General features: G+C 43.4%; 22 protein-coding genes. 17 read left to right on the top strand and 5 right to left on the bottom strand.

Going from position 1 to position 23349, the window contains the following annotated elements:
• Positions 1–10 precede the first annotated feature (10 nt).
• Positions 11–619 (top strand): hypothetical protein, encoded by a 609-nt coding sequence (locus E0H89_RS10305; protein WP_131216752.1) that lies wholly within the window; start codon positions 11–13, stop codon positions 617–619.
• Positions 620–725: 106 nt separating this feature from the next.
• On the opposite strand, the gene rsfS is transcribed toward E0H89_RS10305, so the two are convergent.
• From rsfS to E0H89_RS10280, 5 genes are all read right to left on the bottom strand, one after another.
• On the bottom strand, positions 726–1124 hold the full coding sequence (gene rsfS, locus E0H89_RS10300; RefSeq protein ID WP_131216751.1) for a ribosome silencing factor: 399 nt from the start codon (positions 1122–1124) through the stop codon (positions 726–728).
• A gap of 77 nt (positions 1125–1201) precedes the next feature.
• Positions 1202–1996 carry a hydroxypyruvate isomerase family protein gene (locus tag E0H89_RS10295; protein WP_131216749.1) on the bottom strand — a complete coding sequence of 265 codons (795 nt, stop codon included), beginning with the start codon at positions 1994–1996 and terminating at the stop codon, positions 1202–1204.
• 33 nt (positions 1997–2029) lie between these two features.
• Positions 2030–2896: an NAD(P)-dependent oxidoreductase gene (locus tag E0H89_RS10290; protein WP_131216747.1), complete on the bottom strand. Its 867-nt coding sequence runs from the start codon at positions 2894–2896 to the stop codon at positions 2030–2032.
• A gap of 36 nt (positions 2897–2932) precedes the next feature.
• A complete protein-coding gene (locus tag E0H89_RS10285; protein WP_131216745.1) occupies positions 2933–3721 on the bottom strand; it encodes a crotonase/enoyl-CoA hydratase family protein in 789 nt (262 codons plus the stop codon).
• Positions 3722–3850: 129 nt separating this feature from the next.
• Positions 3851–6661, bottom strand: coding sequence for a GacS-like sensor histidine kinase (locus E0H89_RS10280; protein WP_131216743.1), 2811 nt, complete (start codon positions 6659–6661; stop codon positions 3851–3853).
• Between the two features lie 153 nt (positions 6662–6814).
• On the opposite strand from E0H89_RS10280, the gene cysM reads away from it, so the two are divergent.
• The 16 genes from cysM to E0H89_RS10200 all read left to right on the top strand — a co-directional run bounded on the left by cysM (position 6815) and on the right by E0H89_RS10200 (position 23335).
• Positions 6815–7735 carry a cysteine synthase CysM gene (gene cysM, locus E0H89_RS10275; RefSeq protein WP_131216741.1) on the top strand — a complete coding sequence of 307 codons (921 nt, stop codon included), beginning with the start codon at positions 6815–6817 and terminating at the stop codon, positions 7733–7735.
• 22 nt (positions 7736–7757) lie between these two features.
• Positions 7758–8579 carry a 3'-5' exonuclease gene (locus E0H89_RS10270; RefSeq protein WP_131216738.1) on the top strand — a complete coding sequence of 274 codons (822 nt, stop codon included), beginning with the start codon at positions 7758–7760 and terminating at the stop codon, positions 8577–8579.
• Between the two features lie 6 nt (positions 8580–8585).
• Entirely contained in the window at positions 8586–9989 is a 1404-nt protein-coding gene (rlmD, locus tag E0H89_RS10265; RefSeq protein ID WP_131216736.1) for a 23S rRNA (uracil(1939)-C(5))-methyltransferase RlmD, read from the top strand.
• 17 nt (positions 9990–10006) lie between these two features.
• The gene (locus E0H89_RS10260; RefSeq protein WP_131216734.1) at positions 10007–12313 is read left to right on the top strand and encodes a RelA/SpoT family protein; all 2307 of its coding nucleotides are present in this window, start codon (positions 10007–10009) and stop codon (positions 12311–12313) included.
• 236 nt (positions 12314–12549) lie between these two features.
• On the top strand, positions 12550–13188 hold the full coding sequence (locus E0H89_RS10255; protein WP_131216732.1) for a beta-ketoacyl synthase chain length factor: 639 nt from the start codon (positions 12550–12552) through the stop codon (positions 13186–13188).
• A complete protein-coding gene (locus tag E0H89_RS10250; RefSeq protein ID WP_131216729.1) occupies positions 13182–13982 on the top strand; it encodes a lysophospholipid acyltransferase family protein in 801 nt (266 codons plus the stop codon). The genes E0H89_RS10255 and E0H89_RS10250 overlap by 7 nt, the downstream gene beginning before the upstream one ends.
• Positions 13979–14239, top strand: coding sequence for a phosphopantetheine-binding protein (locus tag E0H89_RS10245; protein ID WP_131216727.1), 261 nt, complete (start codon positions 13979–13981; stop codon positions 14237–14239). Before E0H89_RS10250 ends, E0H89_RS10245 begins: the two co-directional genes overlap by 4 nt.
• Before the next feature lie 9 nt (positions 14240–14248).
• Positions 14249–14497 carry an acyl carrier protein gene (locus tag E0H89_RS10240; protein WP_131216725.1) on the top strand — a complete coding sequence of 83 codons (249 nt, stop codon included), beginning with the start codon at positions 14249–14251 and terminating at the stop codon, positions 14495–14497.
• Complete coding sequence (locus E0H89_RS10235; protein ID WP_131216723.1) at positions 14494–15048, top strand: COG4648 family protein; 555 nt, start codon at positions 14494–14496, stop codon at positions 15046–15048. The genes E0H89_RS10240 and E0H89_RS10235 overlap by 4 nt, the downstream gene beginning before the upstream one ends.
• A 12-nt stretch (positions 15049–15060) precedes the next feature.
• Positions 15061–16731 carry an ApeI family dehydratase gene (locus E0H89_RS10230; RefSeq protein ID WP_131216721.1) on the top strand — a complete coding sequence of 557 codons (1671 nt, stop codon included), beginning with the start codon at positions 15061–15063 and terminating at the stop codon, positions 16729–16731.
• A gap of 12 nt (positions 16732–16743) precedes the next feature.
• Positions 16744–17478 (top strand): glycosyltransferase family 2 protein, encoded by a 735-nt coding sequence (locus E0H89_RS10225; protein ID WP_131216719.1) that lies wholly within the window; start codon positions 16744–16746, stop codon positions 17476–17478.
• A gap of 55 nt (positions 17479–17533) precedes the next feature.
• Complete coding sequence (locus E0H89_RS10220) at positions 17534–18412, top strand: lysophospholipid acyltransferase family protein (RefSeq protein WP_131216786.1); 879 nt, start codon at positions 17534–17536, stop codon at positions 18410–18412.
• Positions 18412–19944 carry an HAL/PAL/TAL family ammonia-lyase gene (locus E0H89_RS10215; RefSeq protein ID WP_131216717.1) on the top strand — a complete coding sequence of 511 codons (1533 nt, stop codon included), beginning with the start codon at positions 18412–18414 and terminating at the stop codon, positions 19942–19944. The genes E0H89_RS10220 and E0H89_RS10215 overlap by 1 nt, the downstream gene beginning before the upstream one ends.
• A gap of 19 nt (positions 19945–19963) precedes the next feature.
• Positions 19964–20383 carry an acyl-CoA thioesterase gene (locus E0H89_RS10210; protein WP_131216715.1) on the top strand — a complete coding sequence of 140 codons (420 nt, stop codon included), beginning with the start codon at positions 19964–19966 and terminating at the stop codon, positions 20381–20383.
• 71 nt (positions 20384–20454) lie between these two features.
• Positions 20455–21036, top strand: coding sequence for a LolA family protein (locus E0H89_RS10205; protein ID WP_250697856.1), 582 nt, complete (start codon positions 20455–20457; stop codon positions 21034–21036).
• Positions 21011–23335 (top strand): MMPL family transporter, encoded by a 2325-nt coding sequence (locus tag E0H89_RS10200; RefSeq protein ID WP_131216712.1) that lies wholly within the window; start codon positions 21011–21013, stop codon positions 23333–23335. The genes E0H89_RS10205 and E0H89_RS10200 overlap by 26 nt, the downstream gene beginning before the upstream one ends.
• The last annotated feature ends 14 nt before the right edge of the window (positions 23336–23349 follow it).

Genomic DNA, 23349 nt, shown 5'->3' with positions numbered 1-23349 from the left:
GAGTTTAGCCATGCCGAATGAATTACTCAGTGTGATGCAAAAGAAACAAGCGATTGAACGTGGCTTAAGTCCTTATATGCAAGGTGCGGTACTGGAACGTGTATTACATTATTGGGAACAAGAATATGGGGATAAACCTTCTTTTGTACTTAATCGCTTCTTGAGTGAAATTTGTGATACCGAGGAATTGCGCTTTTATCGCAAGGATATGCTGAAGCAGGTTTTGTGTGAAATGTCGGCTGTTGAAAAGCACGTTTTATTAGAGTTAAAACCCAAAGCAGAATCGGTAAACTTGATTTCAACTCATCTTTCGGATGCTTTCTTTGACTTAATTAACAGTGTGATGATGACCGTTATAGAAACTGATCTTAATGATTTTAATGAGGAAGTTAAAAAACGACTACAATTGATAGGTTTAGCCATAATGACTTCTACAAAAATTAATGAAACTGCTTTTGTAGAATTTTTATCGCTGACCAGTTATGCCGAGGTCATTACTACAATCTATGAATGTTATTGCGAGTTTTATGGACCAGTGAAAGCAGATCAGGTCTATGCACGTGTGAAAGTGAACATCAAGGCAAAATATCCTGATGTAGATTTACATCAATTGTTATAAATAGGGTTGATCTTAAAAGTGTAAAGATTCAGTTTTATATAGGAGCTGGGGCTAAAATAGGACATCTAAAATGAAAAAAGCGACCTTATGGTCGCTTTTTCTTGCTTTAAGCAGATTCTGGAGTAGCACGCCATAAGCTTTCAAGGTCGTAAAATTTACGCGCTGTTGGAAGCATCACGTGGACAACCACAAAACCGAGATCGATTAAGATCCATTCCGCATCACGTTCACCTTCAACGCCGATCGGGCGGAAACCCGCTTTACGTGCTTCTTCAGCAACGTTATCTGCGAGGGCTTTAATGTGACGGGATGATGTACCGCTAGCAATGACCATATAGTCTGCTACATTGCTAATAGCGCCAACATTAAGTTCAATAATATCTTTTGCTTTTACATCTAATAGGGCTTCATGTACAACTTTCAAGCAAGCTTGTACATCTTTAGCTTGAGAATTCATTGCGAGATCGAGAGAATTAGAAGCGCTGGGCGATGGTTCTAAATTCATAAAGGGTTTTATTTCCGGACAATAACTCATCGTGTAATATAGCGGTTTTAGTGCCGAATTTCAAATCCGTTCATGATTTAACTTTGCGGATGTTTTACAAAATATTTATCTTTCCATGCAAAAGAATGCTGTGAGTGTACCTGAGGTCGATATTCCGCAGCGGTGTAGCCCATATAGCTGCTTTGATTAAGCCATTGAAAAATTTCTGCGAAATTAATTTGAGCAGTATCGGGTTCGTGACGTCCCGGACAGTCTGCAAATTGAATATGACCAATATCGTGAATATTTTCTTTTAATGCTTCAAATACATCTTCACCCATCATTGCCATGTGATAACAGTCATATTGCATTTTTAGGGCAGGATTTTGTACGGCTTCAAGCATTTCTTGCGCTTGAGCGATGTTCTGAACTAGAAAGCGTGGCATATCTGTGCCATTAATCATTTCAAATACCGGCTGAATCTGATATTCGCCTAGCATAGAGCAGGCAAGTTTCAAATTTTTTGCCAAAGTATTTAAGCAAGGCAGTAGATCTGCATCGAGTGGTTGCTTGCCCGCTAAAATGTTTACACTCGGGACATTCAGTGCTGTGGCATATTGAATTGCTTGTTCTAAACCGCGATGAAACTCAAGTTCCATACCCGGAACACCGGCAAGACCATTGCCACCTTGCATTAAATCACCGGCAGGCACATTGATCAGGCAAAGGCTTAAGTCATGAAGGGTCAGCTGGGTTTGAATTTGTTCAATGCTGAGTTCATAAGGAAACTGAATTTCCACATGCTGAAAACCCTGTGCGTGAGCCAGAGCAAAGCGCTCAATCAAAGGCACTTCAGTAAAAATCATCGATAAATTTACTGCTAGCTTAATCATGCCTTGCTCCTACGCGTTAGAAAATAAGTTGCTTCAAGATTCAACCAGTTGAATCACTGTAGCAAGATCTGCTTCAGCATAACCTTTAGTTTGATGGGTTTTCAATTGTGATAGTGCCTGTTTTGCAACAGGAATATTTAAACTGAATTGTTCAGCAAGCTGCACAGCATTATTTAAGTCCTTGGATAAGGTTTGAACTTTCCATTGCACCGGCTCAAAAGTATGCGTCGCCATACGTGGAGTTAAAATCTGAAAAGGCTTCGAGTCGGCAAAACCACCGGCAAGTGCAGGGGCAAGTAAAGTGGTATCGACACCGGCTTTCGCCGCTAAAGCTACCGCTTCAGCAATTAAGGTGCTGTTGGCTGCAACAATCAGTTGATTACAAATTTTGGTAGCTTGCCCGGTTCCAGTTTCGCCCATACGGGTGACACGCTGGGAAAGTACATTATAAATCAGCGATAAGTTCTGGATAGTTTGTAGGTCACCTCCGGCAAAAATAACCAAGGTTCCCTGTTCAGCACCCGCGGTCCCACCCGAGACAGGGGAATCAATCCACTGGACTTGGCGAATTTGGGCCTGCTTCGCCAAAGTCTTGGTTTGATCCACAGACAAACTTGAGAAGTCTACAATCACTTGTCCAGCAGATAACAGGTTCTGAATCTGATCATAGACGGCTTGCACTGCTACATCATCGGCTAAGCAGGTCAAAATAACAGGATATTGTCTGATGTCTTGCAGTTCTAAGGCGGTGGCGCCCATATCAATCAGCACATCACAGGCGGATGCTGTGCGGTTCCAGACAGCGACTTCAAAACCGGCTTGAATCAGTCGGGTGGCCATACGGCTGCCCATCAGTCCCATGCCCAAGAATGCAATTTTTGTATTACGATCAAAACTCATATGTTTTTCTCTGCAAAATCCTGTTATTTGAATATTTTACTTATATTGGCGCGGTAAAAACTGAACTTCAGGGTTTTTGTCTTTTTTACGGGCCAATTTACTGTTTTTACCCAGCAGTAATTTCAATTGCCAGATTTTCTCTAGGCGTAGAGATTTTTTCGGTGCATGTTCCATGGCATCGAGTACGCGTTTGGCTGCAGTCAATGCATCAGGAGAACGTTGCAACATTTCTTCTGCAAGGGCCTGGGCTTTGCTGATTGGCGATTCATCCAAATGCGTTACCAGACCAATTTCCTTGGCATAATTTGCATCGAAAATACGTCCAGTCAAAGTCAACTCTTTGGCTAGGTCAACATTAATAATGCCTTTAATGGATCGGGTCAGTCCCATGTCTGGCACCAGTCCCCAACGGCTTTCCATAATCGACATTTTGGTATTTGGATGGGCAATCCGGATATCCGCAGCCAGTGCCAATTGCATCCCGGCACCGAGGCAATAACCCTCAAGTGCTGCAATGACTGGAACAGGCAGTTCCTGCCAAATTAGAAAAGCTTTCTGGAATAGACTTTGCCCCGGTTTGATCAGTTCCCAAGCCGCATAAGCGGTATTTTTAGGGGCGTTCAAATCGGCAAGGTCAATCCCGGCACTAAATACATGAGCTTCACCGGTTAAAATGACACAGCGAATTGAGCGATCTTTTTTAATTTGATTGGCAGCAGTTACCAGTTCACGTAACAAAGCAAAGCTCATGGCATTGCGTTTTTCTGGACGGTTTAAAGAAACAGTTGCGATACCATTATTTTTTTCGATGCGAAGTAACGCCATGGGTATAGACCTGATTTTTTCGGTTGTTTTGAGCATACCACGGGCATTTCTCTGATACATGTCACGATACATGACACAAGAGTCACATCTACAGATAGACATGACTTTTGAAATGCCGCCCAGCCTGCGTTAAGTATTTTGTTTGTTCAAAATTTGCTGCGATGCTTGTTCGACTTGCTGAATGACCGACTGTAATTCATCAAAGCGTTTTAAGGTTTCCTGAATAAAAGTTTCATCAGCTTTACGGCGTTCTTTACGTAACGAGGAAACAAATTGCTCAAATTTTCCGGTTGCTTCTTGCAGATCAGGTGCACCGACATAACGGGTGGCTCCATATAACCGATGCAGCACGTGTTCAAGTTGCGGGAAGTCTTCCATTTCAATCAACTGCTGCATTTCACTCAGTTCTGTAGGGAAGCTGTCGACCAGCATTTGAAGTAAATCGACTGCCAGATCTTCTTTATTGGCTGCCAGCTGTAAGCTTTGTTGCCAATCTAAAATGTTTGGATCAAGGGCTTCAATCAGGATAGCTTTATCGACAGTTTTGGGCTTTTTAAAATTTTCTGAAGTCAATTGGGTCAAAATTTGAATGATCTGATCCATTTGAATCGGTTTGGTGACGTAATCATCCATTCCTACCTGCAACAATTTGTGTTTCTCATCGGCTAGGGCATGTGCTGTCAGGGCAATAATTGGTAGACGTTTATGGTTTTCTAAAGTCGATTCCAGCGAACGGATGGCACGCGTTGTATCTATTCCGGACATTACGGGCATCTGGATATCCATAAATATGACATCAAATGCAGGCAGATTTTTTTCTATTCGATCCTGAATGATTTCCAGTGCTTCCTGGCCGCTTAAGGCCTTGGTGGTCTTGACGTTGAGCTCACCCAATAGGGCTTCTAAAACAATCAGGTTCGGCAAGTGATCATCAACAGCGAGGACATGCAGACCTTGACCATTAAATTCTTCATGCACCTCCTGATCGAAAATCGGTTGATTGCTTAACAGCTGGATTAAGGCACTACGGCTTAAAGGCTGATACAGCGGCCGCGCGCGATATTCATTCAGCATGTTCGGATCCAGCGACATCTGATAACCGTACACCGCAATATTGCCGTGGTAACGATTACGAATTTCTTTCAACAAGGCTTCGCCATCACCACTATGATCGACAATCAGCCAGGTATTTTCATCACTTTCCGAGAACTGATTGAGCTGGCTGAACAGATCCAGAATCGAGCTGGTTTCAACATGATGCACCTCATAATTTTCCAGATAATGACGCAGAATATTGGCAGTCGCGGGATGGGCCAAATAAGACACCACCTGCATGTTCTTAAAGTGCGGATGAACAATGTCAATGTCGTCATTTACAGCAAACATGGCGCTAAACCAGAATGTGGAACCTTTTTCAGTCGGTGCACGTTCCTGGTTGTCCTCAAAGCCAATTTGACCTTGCATTAAATGCACCAGCTGTTTGGAAATGGCCAAACCGAGCCCCGTGCCGCCAAATTGACGGGTCACCGAAGCATCACCTTGCGAGAAGGATTCAAACAGTTTTTTACGGTCAGTACCACTGAGGCCAATCCCGCTGTCCTGCACGCTAAAGTGCAACAGGCATTGTCCAATATCGTCGTGCTCCATACGGGCACGGACAATGATTTCACCGTCCGGGGTAAATTTAATCGCGTTGGAAATTAGGTTGGTGAGAATCTGTTTAAAGCGTAATGCATCGCCAATCACTTGCGTTGGAATATTATCGGCATAATAAAAAGCCATATCGATATGCTTTTGAGCCGCGAGTGGGGACAACATATCCATCACATCAAAAATGGCTTCTTCCAGATCAAAAGGCGCGGTTTCCAGTTCCAGCTTACCGGCATCAATTTTCGAGAAATCTAGTACGTCATTAATCAGGGCCAGAAGATGGGCAGATGATTTACGAATGGTTTGCAGATACAGGTTTTGTTCATTGCTCAAGTTGCCTTGACGCAGCAATAAATGAATAAAGCCATCAATACTGTTTAATGGAGTGCGCAATTCATGACTGATATTGGCCAGGAATACCGATTTGGACTGGTTAGCTGAAATCGCCTGGTCACGGGCCTGACGATAAGTAATGTTCTGAACTTCTAAGGTATCTAAGGTACGGCGTAAATCATCTTCCGTTTGTTCGGTATGTTCTTTAAGTTCTAAAAAGCTAAAGTGCAGCCGTTTGACCACATTGGCAATATCGCGCTGCAACAGACGCAATTCACCGGTACTGTTAATCACCATGTGTTGATCAAGGGTATCGGCATTTAGACGTTGCAATTGCATGCGAATTTCGTACATCGGTGCAATCCAGCGACGCGAATAGAAATTCAGACACAATAAAAGTAGTAATAAAGTCAATAAGCCTGTCGCAATCAGCACCACCATGACCCGATAACGCGCAATTTCAAGAGGTTGGTTGTCCAGTTCAATAACCAACCGTGCAGGCGCTTGAGTATGCTCATTAATTTTTAGTGAATAAATATTATTATCATGGTGCAGAATAGGGCCGACGAAAGAGGCTTTAGAGTTAATCTTCGGCCAAGGCTCCTGATCCTGAAAACCGATGCTTAAGCGGTTTCTGCCTTTATTATCAATAATAGCTGCGCGAATTAAATATTTTTCATTTAGCATGACCTGCATGGCATTACGTGCTTGATCATACTGCCATGGATAATTACTTAATAAGTCGATTGCTGCTTCGGAGGTGAGCTGATAACGGGTCATAATAGCAATTGCCATTTGGCGTTGCTGTGCACGCGATGCATTGGAGGTCTCAGACAAAACCAGCACAGCCCCGACACATGCCAAAATCATAATCGGCACAAAAATCAGTGCAATGAGTTGTCCATAAGCATGATTTAAGTGTAGACGTTTAAATAACTTTTTATTGATATTTGACATGGTTAAAGCAGTTTATTTTCTATGCACGGAATATTAGCACGCTTTATTTAAAACTGACTGTGCTTTAATCACTTTCAATAAAAAGCCTGTTAAATGGGTGCAGCGCGGAGCATTTTTTCATACAATAGACTCACCTCGATATAGGTGCAAATAATGAGTAATACCACCCCTGATTTTCAAGCAGACGAATTTTTGTTAGACCACTACGTAGGAAAAACCCCTCTGGTGCGTTTGCAACGTCTAGCAAGTCACACTCAAGCAACAGTATTGGCTAAACTTGAAGGAAATAATCCTGCAGGTTCGGTAAAAGACCGTCCAGCGTATAACATGATTATGCAAGCTGAAAAACGTGGTCAAATTAAACCGGGTGATACACTGATTGAGGCGACAAGCGGAAATACAGGTATTGCCTTGGCTATGGTTGCTGCAATGCGTGGCTATAAAATGAAACTCATTATGCCAACAGGTTCAAGTCAGGAACGCAAAGATGCGATGCGTGCTTATGGCGCTGAACTGATTGAATCTTCAAGCATGGAAGAGGCGCGTGATATGGCGCTGCAAATGGAAAAAGATGGTAGGGGATTGGTATTGAACCAGTTTGGTAACCCGGACAATGTCGAAGCACATTACCTCACCACCGGTCCAGAAATCTGGCAACAGACAGGCGGTAAAATTACCCATTTCGTCAGTTCCATGGGAACCACCGGGACGATTATGGGGATTTCCAAATATCTAAAAGAACAAAATCAGGATATTCAAATTGTCGGTTTACAACCTTCTGAAGGTTCAAATATTGCAGGTATTCGTCGTTGGCCACAAGAATATCTTCCCACCATTTTTGATCCGAAACGCGTTGACCGGATTATGGATATTCCGCAAATTGAAGCGGAAAAAATGGCACGGCAATTGGCGCGCAAAGAAGGCATCAGTGCCGGAACTTCATCAGGTGGTGCAGTTTGGGCCTCAATCAAGCTGGCTGAAGAAAATCCGGGCGCGGTGATTGTATGTATCATCTGTGACCGTGGTGACCGTTATCTTTCTACAGGTTTATTCTCTGTAAAAGATCCTGAATAAATCTCAATTTTTGTGAGTTAAGATGCGCTTACCTGTTTTAATTTTCGATATAGAAACCTTGACCGATTTAAAATCGGGAGCGCATTTGTATGGTCTGGATTTGCCAGAAGCAGATCTGGAACAGGCGTTGATTAAATTGCGGCGCCAAGAGTCGGGCATGGATTTTCAGCGTTTGGCCTTGCATGAGATTGTCTGTATTTCTGGTCTATGGATTGATGCGCAAGGTGGCATCAAAATGTTCTCGTTTAGTCGAGAGCAGCATACTGAAGCAGAAATTTTAAAGAAATTCCTCTCGATTTTTGACAAGCGTCATCCCACCTTAGTTAGTTGGAATGGCTCACAATTTGATTTGCCGGTGATCCTGTTTCGGGCCATGTATCATGGCTTGTCTGCGCCTGCTTTATTCGATCAGGGCGAAATTAATCAGCAAAAGCGCTATAATAACTACCAGAATCGTTATCATCATCGTCATGTCGATTTGATGGATGTGATTGCGATGTTCAATGGTCGTCAATTTCAAAAGTTAGATGATGTGGCACATTTACTGGGGTATCCAGGAAAGCGTGGTGATGGCGCCTATCATGTACCTGAATATGTACGACAGCAAGAATGGCAAAAGCTCACCAGTTATTGCGAAGGTGACGTGCTGAATACCTGGCTGATTTATCTGCGCTGGTCCTTGTTAAAAGGTCAGCTTTCGCTCAATGATTATCGTGAGGCAGTTCAGCGCACCATCGAATTTTTATCGACTCAACCGCAACATGCAGATTTTTTAGCAGTATGGCGTGAAACCTCACAGCGTACTGAATTTACAGCTGCAGACTTTTTATCTCCCACACTCTAGGTATTCATGAAACATAGAACCAAGCCACGTCCAGCTCAACATCCGATTTACACTTTTCAGGTTGAGTCACTTTCACACGAAGGACGGGGGATAGCGCACTATGGAACACATCCGGATCACCCAAGTGACAAACAGGGTAAAAAGGTATTTATCAGCTACGCTTTACCTGGTGAAACTGTTAAAGCACAAATTACCAATGTGGTAAAACGTTTAGAAGAAGCGGACAGCATTGAGCTGTTAAGCGCACCTGCTGCCATACGTATTGAACCGAAATGTCCCCACTTTACCGTGTGTGGCGGTTGCAATATGCAGCACATTCAGCAAGATGAACAAATTCGCTTAAAACAGGATGTTTTAAAGTCACATTTAGAACATTTTGCCGGAATCCAGCCTGAACAATGGTTAGAGCCATTACGTTCACAACGTGAAGACTACCGTCGTAAAGCCCGGATTGGAGTACGTTATATTCCAAGTAAAGACAAACTGGTGGTGGGGTTCCGTGAGCGTCAAAGTAATAAACTGATTTCGATTGACCGCTGTCTGGTGCTGGATCGTGAATTTGGCTCTATTCGTGACTTAAGAAAGTTACTCGAAAGTCTAACAGCCAAAGCAGCCATTGGTCATATAGAATTGGCCATGGGTGATGAAGATATTGCACTGGTGGTTCGTCATACTGAAAAATTATCAACAGATGATGTCAACCAATTAAAACAGTTTACGTTAAACAAGCAGTGGCAATTGTATTTACAACCCGCCAGTTCAGACAGTTTACAGCGTGTGGATGATCCGAACGCGGCGATGCGTTTGCATTATGCACTGGATGAATTTGATGTGAAATTTGATTTCAATCCGCTCGATTTTACTCAGGTGAATTCAACCATTAATCCGCAAATGGTGAAGCTGGCATGTGATTTGCTTCAATTGCAGCAAGGTGAGCGTGTTCTAGACTTATTTTGTGGTCTAGGTAATTTCTCATTACCGCTGGCTCGTTGTGTCGGTGAAACAGGTCAAGTCATAGCTGTCGAAGGAAGTGAAGAAATGGTTCAACGTGGTGCAGAAAATGCCAAAAATAATGCGATCAGTCACGTACATTTTCATTCACAAGATTTAACAAAAGATTTTTCACATCATTCTTGGGCAAAACAGGGATTTGATGCATTATTGATAGACCCTCCGCGTTCTGGTGCAGAGGAAATAATGCATTATGTACCTAAATTTGATGCAAAAAGAATCGTTTATGTGTCATGTAATCCTGCAACCTTGGCACGTGATGCCGGTGTGTTGGTGAAACATGGCTATCGATTAAAAAAGGCGGGGGTGATGGATATGTTTACTCATACGGGACATGTCGAATCTATTGCCTTATTCGAAAAAGATAAAGAAATAAACGATTTAGAATATGATAAGTAAAGAGGTAGGAGAAGGGTATGGTCACAGTACGTGAACAACTTCCTGGACGTCTCAATGAGCTGTCCGAGGAAGCGACTGTAGAGCATGCCGAACAAGCTCGACATGATTTGGCTGAATGGCTAGATCGGGTTCGTGGCATATTAGATGATGCAGCGCTTAAACAACTCGAAGAAGTTGCTCATCTAACTTTACATAAAGAGTTGCAAACCACTGTTAATCATCGCTCCAATACCTTTTATACCGGTATTGAGATGGCGGATATTTTGGCGCATTTACATGTGGATGAAGACACTTTGTCCGCCGCAATGCTGTACCGAAGTGTGCGTGAAGGTGTCATGACGCTTGAAGAAGTTCGGGAACATTTTGGCGAGCAAGTGCATAGTCTGGTCCAAGGGACCTTGGCGATGGGTAAGCTTTCTGAACTGATTGAAAAGAACAAACGTCTAGAAGACCATTTTAATAACAATCAAAGAGAGCATTTAAGCGGCATTTATAAAATGCTGATTTCTGTGACCGAAGATGTTCGGGTGGTATTGATCAAACTCGCAGAGCGTACCTATGCTTTGCGAGAACTGACTCAAGCATCACGTGAACGTCAAGAGCGTGTTGCGCGAGAAATTCTGACCATTTACTCACCTTTGGCGCATCGTTTAGGGATTGCCCAACTTAAATGGGAACTTGAAGATTTAGCGTTTCGTTATTTGGCCCCAGAGCGCTATAAAGAAATTGCAACCTTACTGAATGAAAAACGTTTAGAGCGTGAGCAATATATTCAGTTTGTCATTGATAAACTGAAAAATGAACTGGCAAGCTATGATATCGAAGCAGATATTACCGGAAGGGTGAAACACATTTATTCGATTTATCGAAAAATGAAAAGTAAAAACCTGAGTTTCGATCAGCTTTATGATATTCGAGCGGTTCGGGTATTGGTCAAAAACGTACCTGAGTGCTATCACTCCTTGGGGATTGTGCATCAAATCTGGCGTCATATTCCGCACCAGTTTGATGATTACATTACCAATCCAAAAGCCAATGGCTATCGTTCATTACACACTGCAGTCATTGCAGAGAACAAGTCACTTGAAGTGCAAATCCGTACCAAAGATATGCATAACGAGGCAGAGCTTGGGGTTTGTTCGCACTTCAATTATAAAGAAGGTGCAAAAAATACCGACCACTCTTTTAACCATCGCTTACATTCCTTGCGTGCAGTACTTGAGCATTATCAAGAACGTAATGATGCCAGCGCACATAAATCAGATGATGATTCCGAAAGTTTCGAACAAGTTCAAGATTTCGAAGGTTTTGAAAAGATTTATGTATTTAGCCGTGATGGGGACATTAAAGAGTTACCGCGCGGTTCAACCGTTTTAGACTTCGCCTATCATGTTCACACCGAGGTGGGGAACAAGTGTTATGCAGCGCGGGTAAACCAGCGCTATGTACCTTTAACCTATACCTTGAAAACTGGTGAACAGGTTGAAATCTTAACCAAAAAAGATCGTGATCCGAATCGTGACTGGTTGGTAAACTCGCTGGGTTATATCAAGACGTCCCGGGCGCGAGATAAATTGCGGCATTGGTTTAGACAGCAAGATCGCAGTAAAAACCTGGAAGTTGGCCGTGAAATTCTGAATAAAGAACTTGTACGTTTAGCGATTCACCCAAAAAGTATTGATTTAAGTGATTATTGCAATCACTTTAATGTCAAGCTGGGTGAAGATATTCTGATTGGTTTGGTCAATGGCGATATTAGTCTGCATGCCTTGATCAATCAGGTCAACCGCCATATGCACATCGGTCAAGATGAACCTGAATTGGTACTCAAGCCGACATTGAATCCACGTGCCAGTCATACTTTGTCTGCACATGGCATTTTAATTGACGGTTTGGACAACGTAGAACTGCATATTGCACAATGCTGCCAACCCGTACATGGGGAATCAATTGGTGGATATATCACGTTGAACCGTGGGGTAAGCATTCATAAAGTTGCATGCTCTGATTATATCCGGATGATTTCTCAAGAACCTGAACGTGCGGTTGAAGCCGATTGGGAAATGCAACCGACCCGGGGTCAAAGCGTACAGATTGTAGTGGAGGCCTACGACCGTCGTGGTCTGCTAAAAGACTTAACTCAAGTGATTTTTTCGGATCAAATTAATATTCGTCAGGTGAATACCATTTCAGAAACAGATGGTATTGCCAATATGAAGTTGTTAATTGAAGTGAAAGGTCTGGCACAGTTATCACGTTTGTTGGCACGTTTAGAACAACAACCGGGAATTATTAGCGCACGACGTTTGGTACAGGGTAATTAAACCCAACATTTAAGCTTTTAGTGAAAAACCAGCAACTTTTGTCGCTGGTTTTTTTATGCACGCCATAATGACTGTACAAGTTAGATCTAAAACATATAATTAAATCAATGTAATAGGCTTATATTGTTGAAAGTATACAGGATATTTTTTGTGTAATTTTTATGACAAATGCTATAATCCCGCGAATAAAATAGCCTCGAGCTAAACTACATTCTAGGGTATGGAAAATTTCGGCAATGATTCAAATAAATGTATCCCCCCTATATATGAGTCGTGCCGACGAAACCGTTCCCGCCTTAGCACAGATTCCTGCCATGCAGCGTAGACGCTTATCCGGAATTGCAAAATTGGCTTTAAATAGCGCGATTCAATCGTTGAATGCAGAATCGGTGGACTATATTGTCTGGGCATCGCAATATGGTGATGAACATAAAACTTTGAAAATTCTGGCCGATGTGCTGCAAGATCAAACGCCATCTCCAACGCAGTTTTCAACTTCGGTGCATAATGCGATTGCCGGCTTGTATTCGATTTTATGTCAGGATGCCACGCCGTCGACCAGTCTGGCGGCATCTTGGAGCGAAGCCCTGATTGAAGCCTATGCCTGGTTAAAAACCACCGGTTACCCCAATGCACGAGTACTGGTGGTGTATTATGATGAAGCTTTACCGGCGATTTATAAAGAATTTCAGCCCTTTAATGGCTTTGCCATGTCGGCAGTGATTAGTTTAGAGGCGCCAAACCTACAACTGGATATCAAAGCCTTAACATATCATCGGCATAAATATCTGGATGCGCAAAATTTTTATGATTTTTGGCAGCAATCTGAACAGAGTCTTGAGCATTCTCAAACTCAGGCATGGCAAAAATGTTAAAAGCAGATCAAATTAAGCAAAAAGCCAATTATTTATGGCGTATTGGCGCAACCGGTTTTAGTTTCGCCAGTTTTGGAATTGGTGGTGTGGCGATTGGTGGAGTTGTTGCACCGTTGGTCAATCTGTCGACCCAGAATCCGAGCTTGCGTCAGCAACGTACGCAAAAAGTGATTAAACATAGTTTCAAGGGCTTTACCGAAATGATGGTAAAACTTGGAATTATGACCTATGACATTGAAGGGCTGAAAAAATTACAGCACAGTAAGCAGGAACTGGTGATTGCCAACCATCCAACTTTGGTGGATGTCGTGGTGCTGATTGGTTTAATGGAACAGGCCAATTGTGTGGTGAAACATACACTATGGTCCAATCCGTTTACCAAAGGTCCGGTGCAAAATGCCGGCTATATTTTAAATGCCGGTTCTGAACAGTTTATTCATGACTGTGTGGAAAAATTACAGCAGGATCAGTCAGCTTCGTTACTGATTTTTCCGGAAGGGACACGTACCGCAAAAGGTGAACTGTTAAATGAGTTTCAGCGCGGTGCGGCGAACATTGCGATTCGTGCCAATGTGCCGATTCGTCCGGTGCTGATTACCTGTACACCTTCAACTTTAACCAAAAATGAAAAATGGTATCACGTTCCTTCACAGCCGTTTCATATTCATGTGAAGGTTCTGGATGCCATTCAAGTCGATGATCTACTCGATGATGTAACGGTGAATCCGAAAAATGTACGTCATCTGAATCATCAATTACACCAAATTTTTAACCAAGAGTTATCTAAAAAATGAGCAATCTTGCTGATGAATTAAAGCAAATGATTATTGATGTTGTGGCCCTTGAGGACATCAGCATAGAAGATATTGAAACTGAATCACCTTTATTTGGTGATGGCTTAGGTCTAGATTCCATTGATGCCTTGGAACTTGGTTTGGCGCTGAAAAAACGTTACAACATTCACTTGAATGCCGAATCAGCAGAAACCAAGCAACATTTTAAATCAATTCAAAGCCTGGTGGCTTTGGTTGAAGCACAGCAAAAGGCGTAAGAGGTTGTAATGTTAACTCAGGAACAAGTACTTGAAAAATTAAGAGAATGGATGGAAGATCTGTTCGAAATTACACCTGAAGATGTTCAGCTGGATGCGAATTTGGCGAATGATTTGGATGTAGACAGTATTGATGCGATTGATCTAGTGGTCAAAATTAAAGAATTGACCGGCAAACAGGTCAATCCAGAAGATTTTAAAAATGTTCGCACGGTTCAAGACGTGGTGACTGTTATTCAGAATATGTCTGCTGCATGAAATTGATCTTGAAAGGGATAGTGGCAGTCGGACTGATTCTCTATCCCTTTTTAGTGGGCTATAGTTTAGCGCATGGTCAATATATCTGGGTCAGCAGTCTGCTGATTATCCTAGGATTATTGCGTCTGTTCAGCAAGGGCAATGCCTTACTGTGGCCTTTAACCGGATTTGCGATTTTATGTGGCAGCTTAAGCCTGATTTTAAAAGACCATGCCTGGCTGAAATTGTATCCAGTGTTTATGAGTGTCGGGGCGTGTATGATTTTTGCCTCGACTTTAGTTAAACCGCCTTCCATGATTGAGCGTTTTGCCCGTCTGGCAGAACCGGACTTACCTGAAACCGGGGTGATCTGGACCCGTAAAGTCACCATCGTCTGGTGCATTTTTTTTGTGCTGAATGCCCTTGTTGCCTTGGCGACCGTCCTGTTTGCTCCAATGCAGATTTGGGTGCTGTATAACGGTTTTATTTCCTATCTACTGATGGGGTTATTATTACTGGGCGAATTTATCTTGCGTAAGCGACAGCAGCGCTTAAACCAAATTCAGGAATAAAAACGGATTGTTATGTTGTGTCATTTTCAGAGTCATCTTCATTCACTGAAAGCGCTGTGTATTCAGCCTGATTTAAACCAAATCCGTTTTCAGGATTTCTGGCAGGACGTGATCCAACAAAGTCATGCAATTGAGTCACTTTCACAGCAAAGTTGGGCTTTGTGGGAACCTGACAGTTATCAGTTCCTAGTGCTGCTGTTTGCTGCACTGTTGGCCAAAAAACAGGTACTTTTGCCCCCCAATCGGGTCAGTGATTTAGAGAAAGAACTCGCGGAACAGAACATTTATTTCTTGCAACGTCAGTCAGTATCATTAGCACAAAATCAAAATATTGAACTGAATCTGGATGATGCCTTTTTGCATCAAGCGAAAATCTATTTTTATACTTCCGGCTCTACCGGTCAGCCGAAGAAAATCCCGCGTACCTTGCGTCAATTACTTAATGAAGTGCAGGGACTGGATGCCAGTTTTCATTTGCCTGAGCAGTCGATTGCGATTGCTACCGTCAGTCATCAGCATATTTATGGCTTGCTGTTTAAGTTGTTATGGCCACTGGCAAGCGGTCGCTGTTTTTATCAGACCCAGCTGGCTTTTCCTGAAGATGTCGCGGACATCCAAAAAAAATTAACCGCCTTAAAGCTTCAGAATTATGTGATTTCCAGTCCGGCCTTATTAAAACGCTGGACTCTGGATGTCTTGTTGCAAGATTGTCTGACGGTTTATTCCTCAGGTGGAAAATTAGAGTCGGGAATACGTCCTTATGTGAGCCGGCCGATTACCGAAGTGTTTGGCAGCTCCGAAACTGGCGGGATTGCACATCGACAGCAGGATGATGCTTTATGGACACCGTTTGCCAATGTCGATATTCAGGCCGGCGAGCAACAGGAACTGCAAGTTAGAAGCAATCATGCTTTTAGTAAAGACTGGATTTTCACTGGCGATAAAGTTGAAGTGATTGATGCGGTAAATCCCAAAAGTCCATTTCATTTGTTGGGACGACTAGACCGTATTGTAAAACTGGAAGAAAAACGCTTAAGTCTGGATGCCATTGAACAGAAAATTGTCGAGCTAGATGAGATTGTCCAGTGCCATGTGTTGATTCTGGAACGGGAACATCGTCAGATTTTAGTCTGTGTGGCGATTTTATCTGAGCAGGCCAGACAACAGCTGCAAAGCAGCAACAAAGCACAATGTGTAGCCGCAATTAAAGTGCAGTTAAATTCAAAGCTGGAAAGCATTGCCATTCCAAGACAATGGCGATTTTTGACACAATTACCGCAAAATGCCCAATCTAAGCTGAATAAACAATACATGAAATCCTTATTTCAGCCTATGTTATTGCCTATTGTGTTGGAGCAACAGAATGAACCAGATCAGGTGCTCTATCGCCTCGAGTTTTCTCCAGAACTGGAATGCTTTAAAGGGCACTTTCCAGATTATCCAATTTTTCCGGGTGTAGGACAGATTGGATTTATTCAACATTTTGCCCGTCAGACTTGGGCAGAGCTTGAATGGTGCAACGGTTTTGAACAGCTCAAATTTCAGGATTTAATTCAACCTTATATGGTGCTGCAACTGAAATTGTCGAGAAAACTGCATAAAGTCAGTTTTGTATTAAGTCATGCAGAGCAGACCTTGGCCTCTGGACGCTTGTTATTTCATACACAAAACGATCCGATTTAAAGGTAAATGTAGATGCAGCAATGTTTTGTCATTCCGGTTTATAACCATCCTCATCATATTGAAGCTTTGGTAATCCATTTGGATCAGTTTCAGATGCCTATTATTCTGGTGAATGATGGCAGTGATGCCGCGTGTACAGCACTTTTACATGAGATTGCAGCACAACACTCATTGGTAGAATTGGTTGAACATAGTCATAATCAGGGTAAAGGGCAGGCTGTGATTACAGGGTTGCGCCATGCACATACTCTGGGTTTTAGTCATGCCTTACAGCTCGATTCTGACGGTCAGCATGACTGGCAGGATGTGGCAAAATTCCTGCAAATCTCTCAGCAACATCCGGATGCAATGGTCATCGGTCAGCCTATATTTGATGAATCGGTTCCGAAAAAACGCCTTTATGGCCGTTATGCTACCCATATCTGGGTATGGATTAATAGCCTGTCTTTTGAGATTAAGGACAGCATGTGCGGCTTCCGGGTTTATCCGCTGGCTAGTACCATTCAGGTGCTGGATTCTGCAAAATTTCAGCCGCGTATGGGTTTTGACAGTGAAATTTTGGTGCGTTTAAAATGGGCAGAGGTGCCTTTTATCAACGTGCCGACCAAAGTGGTTTACCCCGAAGATGGCATTTCGCATTTCAAGGTATGGCGTGACAATATTGGTATAAGTCAGGCACATTTGCACTTGTTTGGCGGCATGCTGCTGCGTCTGCCTAAATTGCTGTCAAAGAAAGTAAAAGGTTGATGGCGTGACTGAGCTGAAGCAAATCCAGTGGAATGAGATTAAAGAACGTGGCGGCATGACCTCTTTGAGTCTGATGCTGGTGTTTTACCGTCTGGGTGGCCGTTGGTTATGCCGGGTATTGATGTATTTTATTATTTTGTGGTACTGGCTGTTTGCGACTGTCGCACGTCAGGCTTCGCTGCAATATTTGACTCGGTTACACCATTTTGCAGGCAGTCATTCGCCGTTTCTGCATACGCCCAGTCTGGCGCAGAGCTATCAGCATTTCATGCAGTTTGGTGAATGTATTCTGGATAAAATTGAGGGCTGGCTGGGTAAAATCCCCGAGCAGCAACTGGTTTTACATGGACATGAACATTTCCGCGAGCATTATCAAAAAGGCGCGGTAATTGTGGTGTCGCATTTCGGCAATATTGAATTGCTGCGTGCCATTAAGTCGGAACATCCACAAAAAATTAATGTCTTGGTCTATCAAAAGCATGCCACCAAATTTAATCAGTTTCTAAAAAAACTGAATGATCATGCCGATGTCAATCTGGTTTCGGTGGATGAGCTGGGTATTGAAACCGCAATGATCCTACAAGAAAAACTCGATCAGGGGGAGTGGGTCATTGTCGCGGCAGATCGTGTGCCGGTGCAGTCAGATCGGGTACAGCCGATTTCATTTTTAGGTGAAGAAGCCAACTGGCCGCAAGGCGCGTGGATTCTCGCCAGTTTGCTAAAAGTTCCGGTACTGGCGGTGTTTTGTTATCGTGTGGCCGACAGCTTTGAAGTGCATATTCACTCGATTGCCGAGCAACTAAATTTCCCGCGAAACCACCGTCAGCAAGCAATACAAAGTATCACCCGACAATATGTGGCATTACTTGAGCAGCACTGTATTCGTGCGCCATATCAATGGTTTAATTTTTATAATTTCTGGAACAAACAATAATGCAAGTGTTAGTTGTTGGGGGAATGCCACTTTCAATTGAAGATGTGGTGGCGGTTGCACGTCAGGAAAAATCAGTGGCTTTGCCTACATCTGCTGAATGGCGTGAGTTAATTCAGCGCGGTGCCGATTTTCTGGATCAGCTGTTGCAGGATGAAGGCGTGATTTATGGTGTGACCACCGGTTATGGCGATTCATGTCTGGTCGAGATTCCTGCGCATCAGGTCAATGAACTGCCTTTGCATTTATCTCGTTTTCATGGCTGTGGGTTAGGTCAGAATCTGGATTTAATCACGGCACGTGCAGTGGTGGTAACCCGTCTGTGTTCATTAGCTCGTGGTTATTCAGGTGTTTCGCATGCGCTGCTAGAACGTCTGGTCTGGATGCTGAATGAAAATGTGATTCCGGTAATTCCATCGGAAGGCTCAGTCGGGGCCAGTGGTGATTTAACGCCATTGTCCTATATCGCGGGGGCTTTGGTCGGTGAGCGTGATGTTTACTTTCAAGGTCAGATTGTTCCGATCAGTCGCGTTTATGCTGAAAAAAATATGCAGGCTTTGGTGCTACGTCCTAAAGAAGGTCTGGCACTGATGAATGGTACTGCGGTGATGACCGCAATTGCCTGCCTCAACTATAAAAAAGCGGAACAGATCAGTTTGGCCAGTACTTGTATTACCGCGCTGAATGTTTTGGCTTTGGAAGGTAATCCAAGTCATTTCGATGAAGTACTATTTGCACAAAAACCACATCCGGGTCAGCAAAATATTGCCGCACAACTGCGTGACTGGCTGAATAGTGAGGTGCAAACCGAACATCAGAGTTCACGTTTGCAAGACCGTTATTCACTACGCTGTGCGCCGCATATTATTGGCGTGTTTGAAGATTCCAAACCCTGGTTACGCCAGTTTATTGAAAATGAACTGAATTCTAGTAATGACAATCCGCTGATTGATCCGGTGAATTTACGCGTATTGCATGGTGGACATTTCTATGGCGGGCATATTGCTCAAGCCATGGATAGCCTGAAAATCATGATTGCCAATATTGCCGATTTAATGGATCGTCAATTTGCGCAACTGGTGGACTATAAAATGAATAACGGTTTGCCGCGTAATTTGACCGGAGCGACCGCAGAACGTTTACCACTGAATCATGGTTTTAAGGCCGTACAGATTGGCGTGTCGGCATGGACGGCAGAGGCATTGAAACAGACGCTTTCGGCTTCAATTTTCTCGCGCTCGACCGAATGCCATAATCAGGACAAAGTGAGTATGGGCACCATTGCTGCGCGTGATGCCAGTCGGGTGATTGTGCTGACTGAACAGGTGATTGCCGCATTGTGCTGTGCCAGTGTACAAGCCATATATTTGAAAGCTTTGGATAGCCAATTGTCCGAAGTGCTCGGCACATTTAAGGCTTGGGTATTACAAACTTTTGATTACGTGATAGAAGACCGACCATTACAGCATGAATTGCAACAGCTGGTGGATCGTCTGGAAAATTTAGAATTATTAAGCACTGAACTTATTCGCTAAACCTGATAGGAAACAGACTATGCATGCCGATGTAATCATTGAAGTGCCATTTCATGATGTGGATACCATGGACGTGGTTTGGCATGGACATTATTTAAAATATTTTGAAATTGCACGCTGCAAATTGCTGGACCAGTTTGATTATAACTATAAGCAGATGCGTGATTCCGGCTATGCATGGCCTGTGATTGAAAGTCATGTGCGTTATGCGCATGGCATCCTGTTTCAACAGAAAATTCGGGTGCGTGCGATTTTAAAAGAATGGGAAAATCGTCTGAAAATTGAATATCAGATTTTTGATGCCCAAAGTGGTAAAAGACTGACCAAAGGCTATACCACTCAAGTGGCGGTATATATTGAAAACCGTGAAATGTGTTTCCAGTCACCACAAATTTTATTGCAGCGTTTAAACGCTTGGTCTGAGTTTAAACCGGAGTAAAGCAGATGACATTGATCAATCTACAACGTGCAGTATGGCTATTTTTAGCGAGTTTGCTGTGTCTCACATTCATGTTGCCGCAAGCGGTGCATGCGCAAAATCCGCAGCTCAGACAAATCTTTGGACAGCTTTCCGCGACTCCTACCGTGCGTGCCAATTTTGAACAGCAAAAAAAATTGGCTTCAATGAATAAAACCTTTGTTTCCAAAGGCACGGTACTATTTTCCAAATCAGAAGGGGTGATCTGGAAAATTCACACCCCAGTCAAAGCCGACCTGATTGTGACCCCGCGTAAACTGGTGCAAAAAACCCAGCGCACCTATAGTCAGATTGAAATTGATAAATCACCTTATGGTTCGGTTGCGACCATGTTCTTGCAGCTGATGTCGGGTAATGAAACGGCTTTAGCCAAGAACTTCAATATTGTTTCGGCAAGTTATACTCCGTCGCAGTGGAATGTGACTTTAACCCCGAAAAGCAGTTTATTTAAAAAATTATTTGTCCGTGTCGATGCACAAGGGCAGCGTTATGTCGATCGTATTGTGCTGCAGGAAAAAGGCAACAACAGCACCACCATTCGCTTTAGCCAGCAAACCACTCAACCCCAAAATTTAACGGCTGAGGAAAATGCACTTTTCCAACTGGCAAAATAAATTTACGGCGCTGTGGCTGATTGTGCTCAGCGTGATCGCGATTGCGCTGGGTACAGCTTGGCTGAAAAAAGATATTCACATTCAAACCAATATCTTTGCACTATTGCCGGAAGCCCATCATGATCCGCAGCTGGAACGGGCGCAGCAATATGTCAGTCAGCAGCTGAATGACAAAGTATTTGTGGTACTGAATACCAAAGACGATGCAGCTCTAACAAAAGCTACCCGCACCTTTAAACAAAGCGTGGCGACAACGGATTTATGGCAACCGCTACATGCACAGCTGGATAGTGAAAAGTTTGCTCAGGTGTTATATCGGCATCGGGCTGGTTTAGTCACACTGGCTGATCAAAAGCTGCTTGAACAACAAGATTATACCTCCCTGACTGAACAGGGCCTATTGCAAATTATGAGTCCGGGCATACCAGTCACAGCAGAACTATTACAACAAGATCCACTGCTGTTATTTCCACGCTATGCCATGGGCTTATCCAGTTTGCAGAGCAATTCGGATATTACTTTGGAAGATGGCTTTGCCACCCTCCGGGATGAGCAGGGCATTTCACGACTTGTGGTGCTGGAACTCAAAAACAGCCCTTACAATATTGATTATCAGCAAAAAACATCCGCATGGATTGAGCAGTTAAATTTAAAACTAAAACCGATACAGGTTGAACCGCATTGGAGTGGTACTTTGCTGTTTGCCCAATTCGGTACCACCTCGGCGGAAAAAGAAATTTCGACTATTGGGGTAGGTTCTACCATCGGGATTTTCCTTTTGGTACTGTTTGGCTTCCGTTCGGTCCGTCCAATGCTGACTGAAATGATTGCCGTAGGAACTGGGTGTCTGGTGGCATTTACCATTACCCATTGGGTGTTTGGTGAAATTCACCTGATGACTTTGGTGTTTGGTGCCAGCCTAGTCGGGGTCTGCGTCGATTTTTCTTTTTACTTTATGGCGATGCAATCGCAGCATCGACAGATCAACGGTTTTGCGGTACTCAAACCGTTGTTACCCAGTCTGTTTATGGGCTTGATGACCACCTTGGTCGCGTATATCTTCTTGAGCTTTACCCCATTTCCGGGCTTTAAACAGATTGCTGTTTTCTCGATGGTCGGTCTGACTGCGGCATGGGTCACCAGTGTTTTATTGCTGCCACGCTTGCCACCTTTAAATGCGGAACCTGCAATTCGAACCCTCAGTTTTATTGGCAAAGCACGTGCGGTCATCCAGAGCAAAAAAGGTCTGCGTTACGGCTTAATTGCAGTGATTGCTGTAGTCACCGGCAGCAGCTTAATGTGGCTGCAAAGCAATGACGATATCCGTAACTTGCAAAGTATGGATCAAAAACTGAAGCAGGAAGATCAGTACGTCCGTGAACGTTTTATGCAGCAACAAAGCAGCGAATATTTTGTGGTGCATGGCAAAACGACCGCAGAGCTTGAACAAAATGAACAGCAATTGCTGCAAAAACTGCAACTGTTGCAAAGTGAAAAGGCCCTGGATACTTTTCAGGCTTTAGGTCAATGGTTGCCATCACTTGCACAGCAACAGCACAATATCCAATTATTGCAGGGTATTCCAGCCAGTGCTTTAAAGGATTATGCCGCGGCGATGCAACTGAATCCGGCAGAGGTCTTGGCTTGGCAAAAACAACTTGTCCAGCAGCCATTACTCAGTCCTGTTGAAATGAAGCAGCATCCTTTGGCATTTTTACAAATGAGTCCTACCGAGCGACTGGTGCTGCTGCAAAATGTGCACGATGTGAAGGCTTTAGAGCAACTAAGTGGCCCACAAGTACAATTATTGAGTCCAGTCGATCAGATGTCTGAACTGTTTCAACAGCATCGTATCCAGGCACAGTGGTTACTGGTGTCCGCCTTAATCACCTTGGCGATCAGCTTGGGTGTGATTTATGGCATCAAGTCGATTTTACCTTTGGTATTGCCGGTGAGTCTGGCGTTGATGACTACCTTTGCGATTCAGGCCTGGCTGGGTGTAGAAATTAATTTATTCAGCATTATGGGCACCTTCCTGATTATCGGGATTGGGGTGGACTATGCCATTTTCTACCGCCACGGACATGATCATCCGCAAGTAGTAGGCATGGCGCTATTCCTTTGTATGATGTCAACTTTATTGGGTTTCGGGTTATTATCCTTTAGCCAGACTTATGCCATTCACTGCTTTGGTTTGACGGTATTACTTGGGGTGATTTTTTCATTTATTTACGCAACCTTGTTTACATCTTCCGATGCCAAACATGTGGTGCTTCAACAATATCAGCCAAAGAGCTGAGAAACTATAAGGTA

Source organism: Acinetobacter sp. ANC 3781, assembly GCF_004331285.1.
Lineage (GTDB): Bacteria > Pseudomonadota > Gammaproteobacteria > Pseudomonadales > Moraxellaceae > Acinetobacter.
This window is presented reverse-complemented; position numbering and strand designations above follow the sequence as displayed.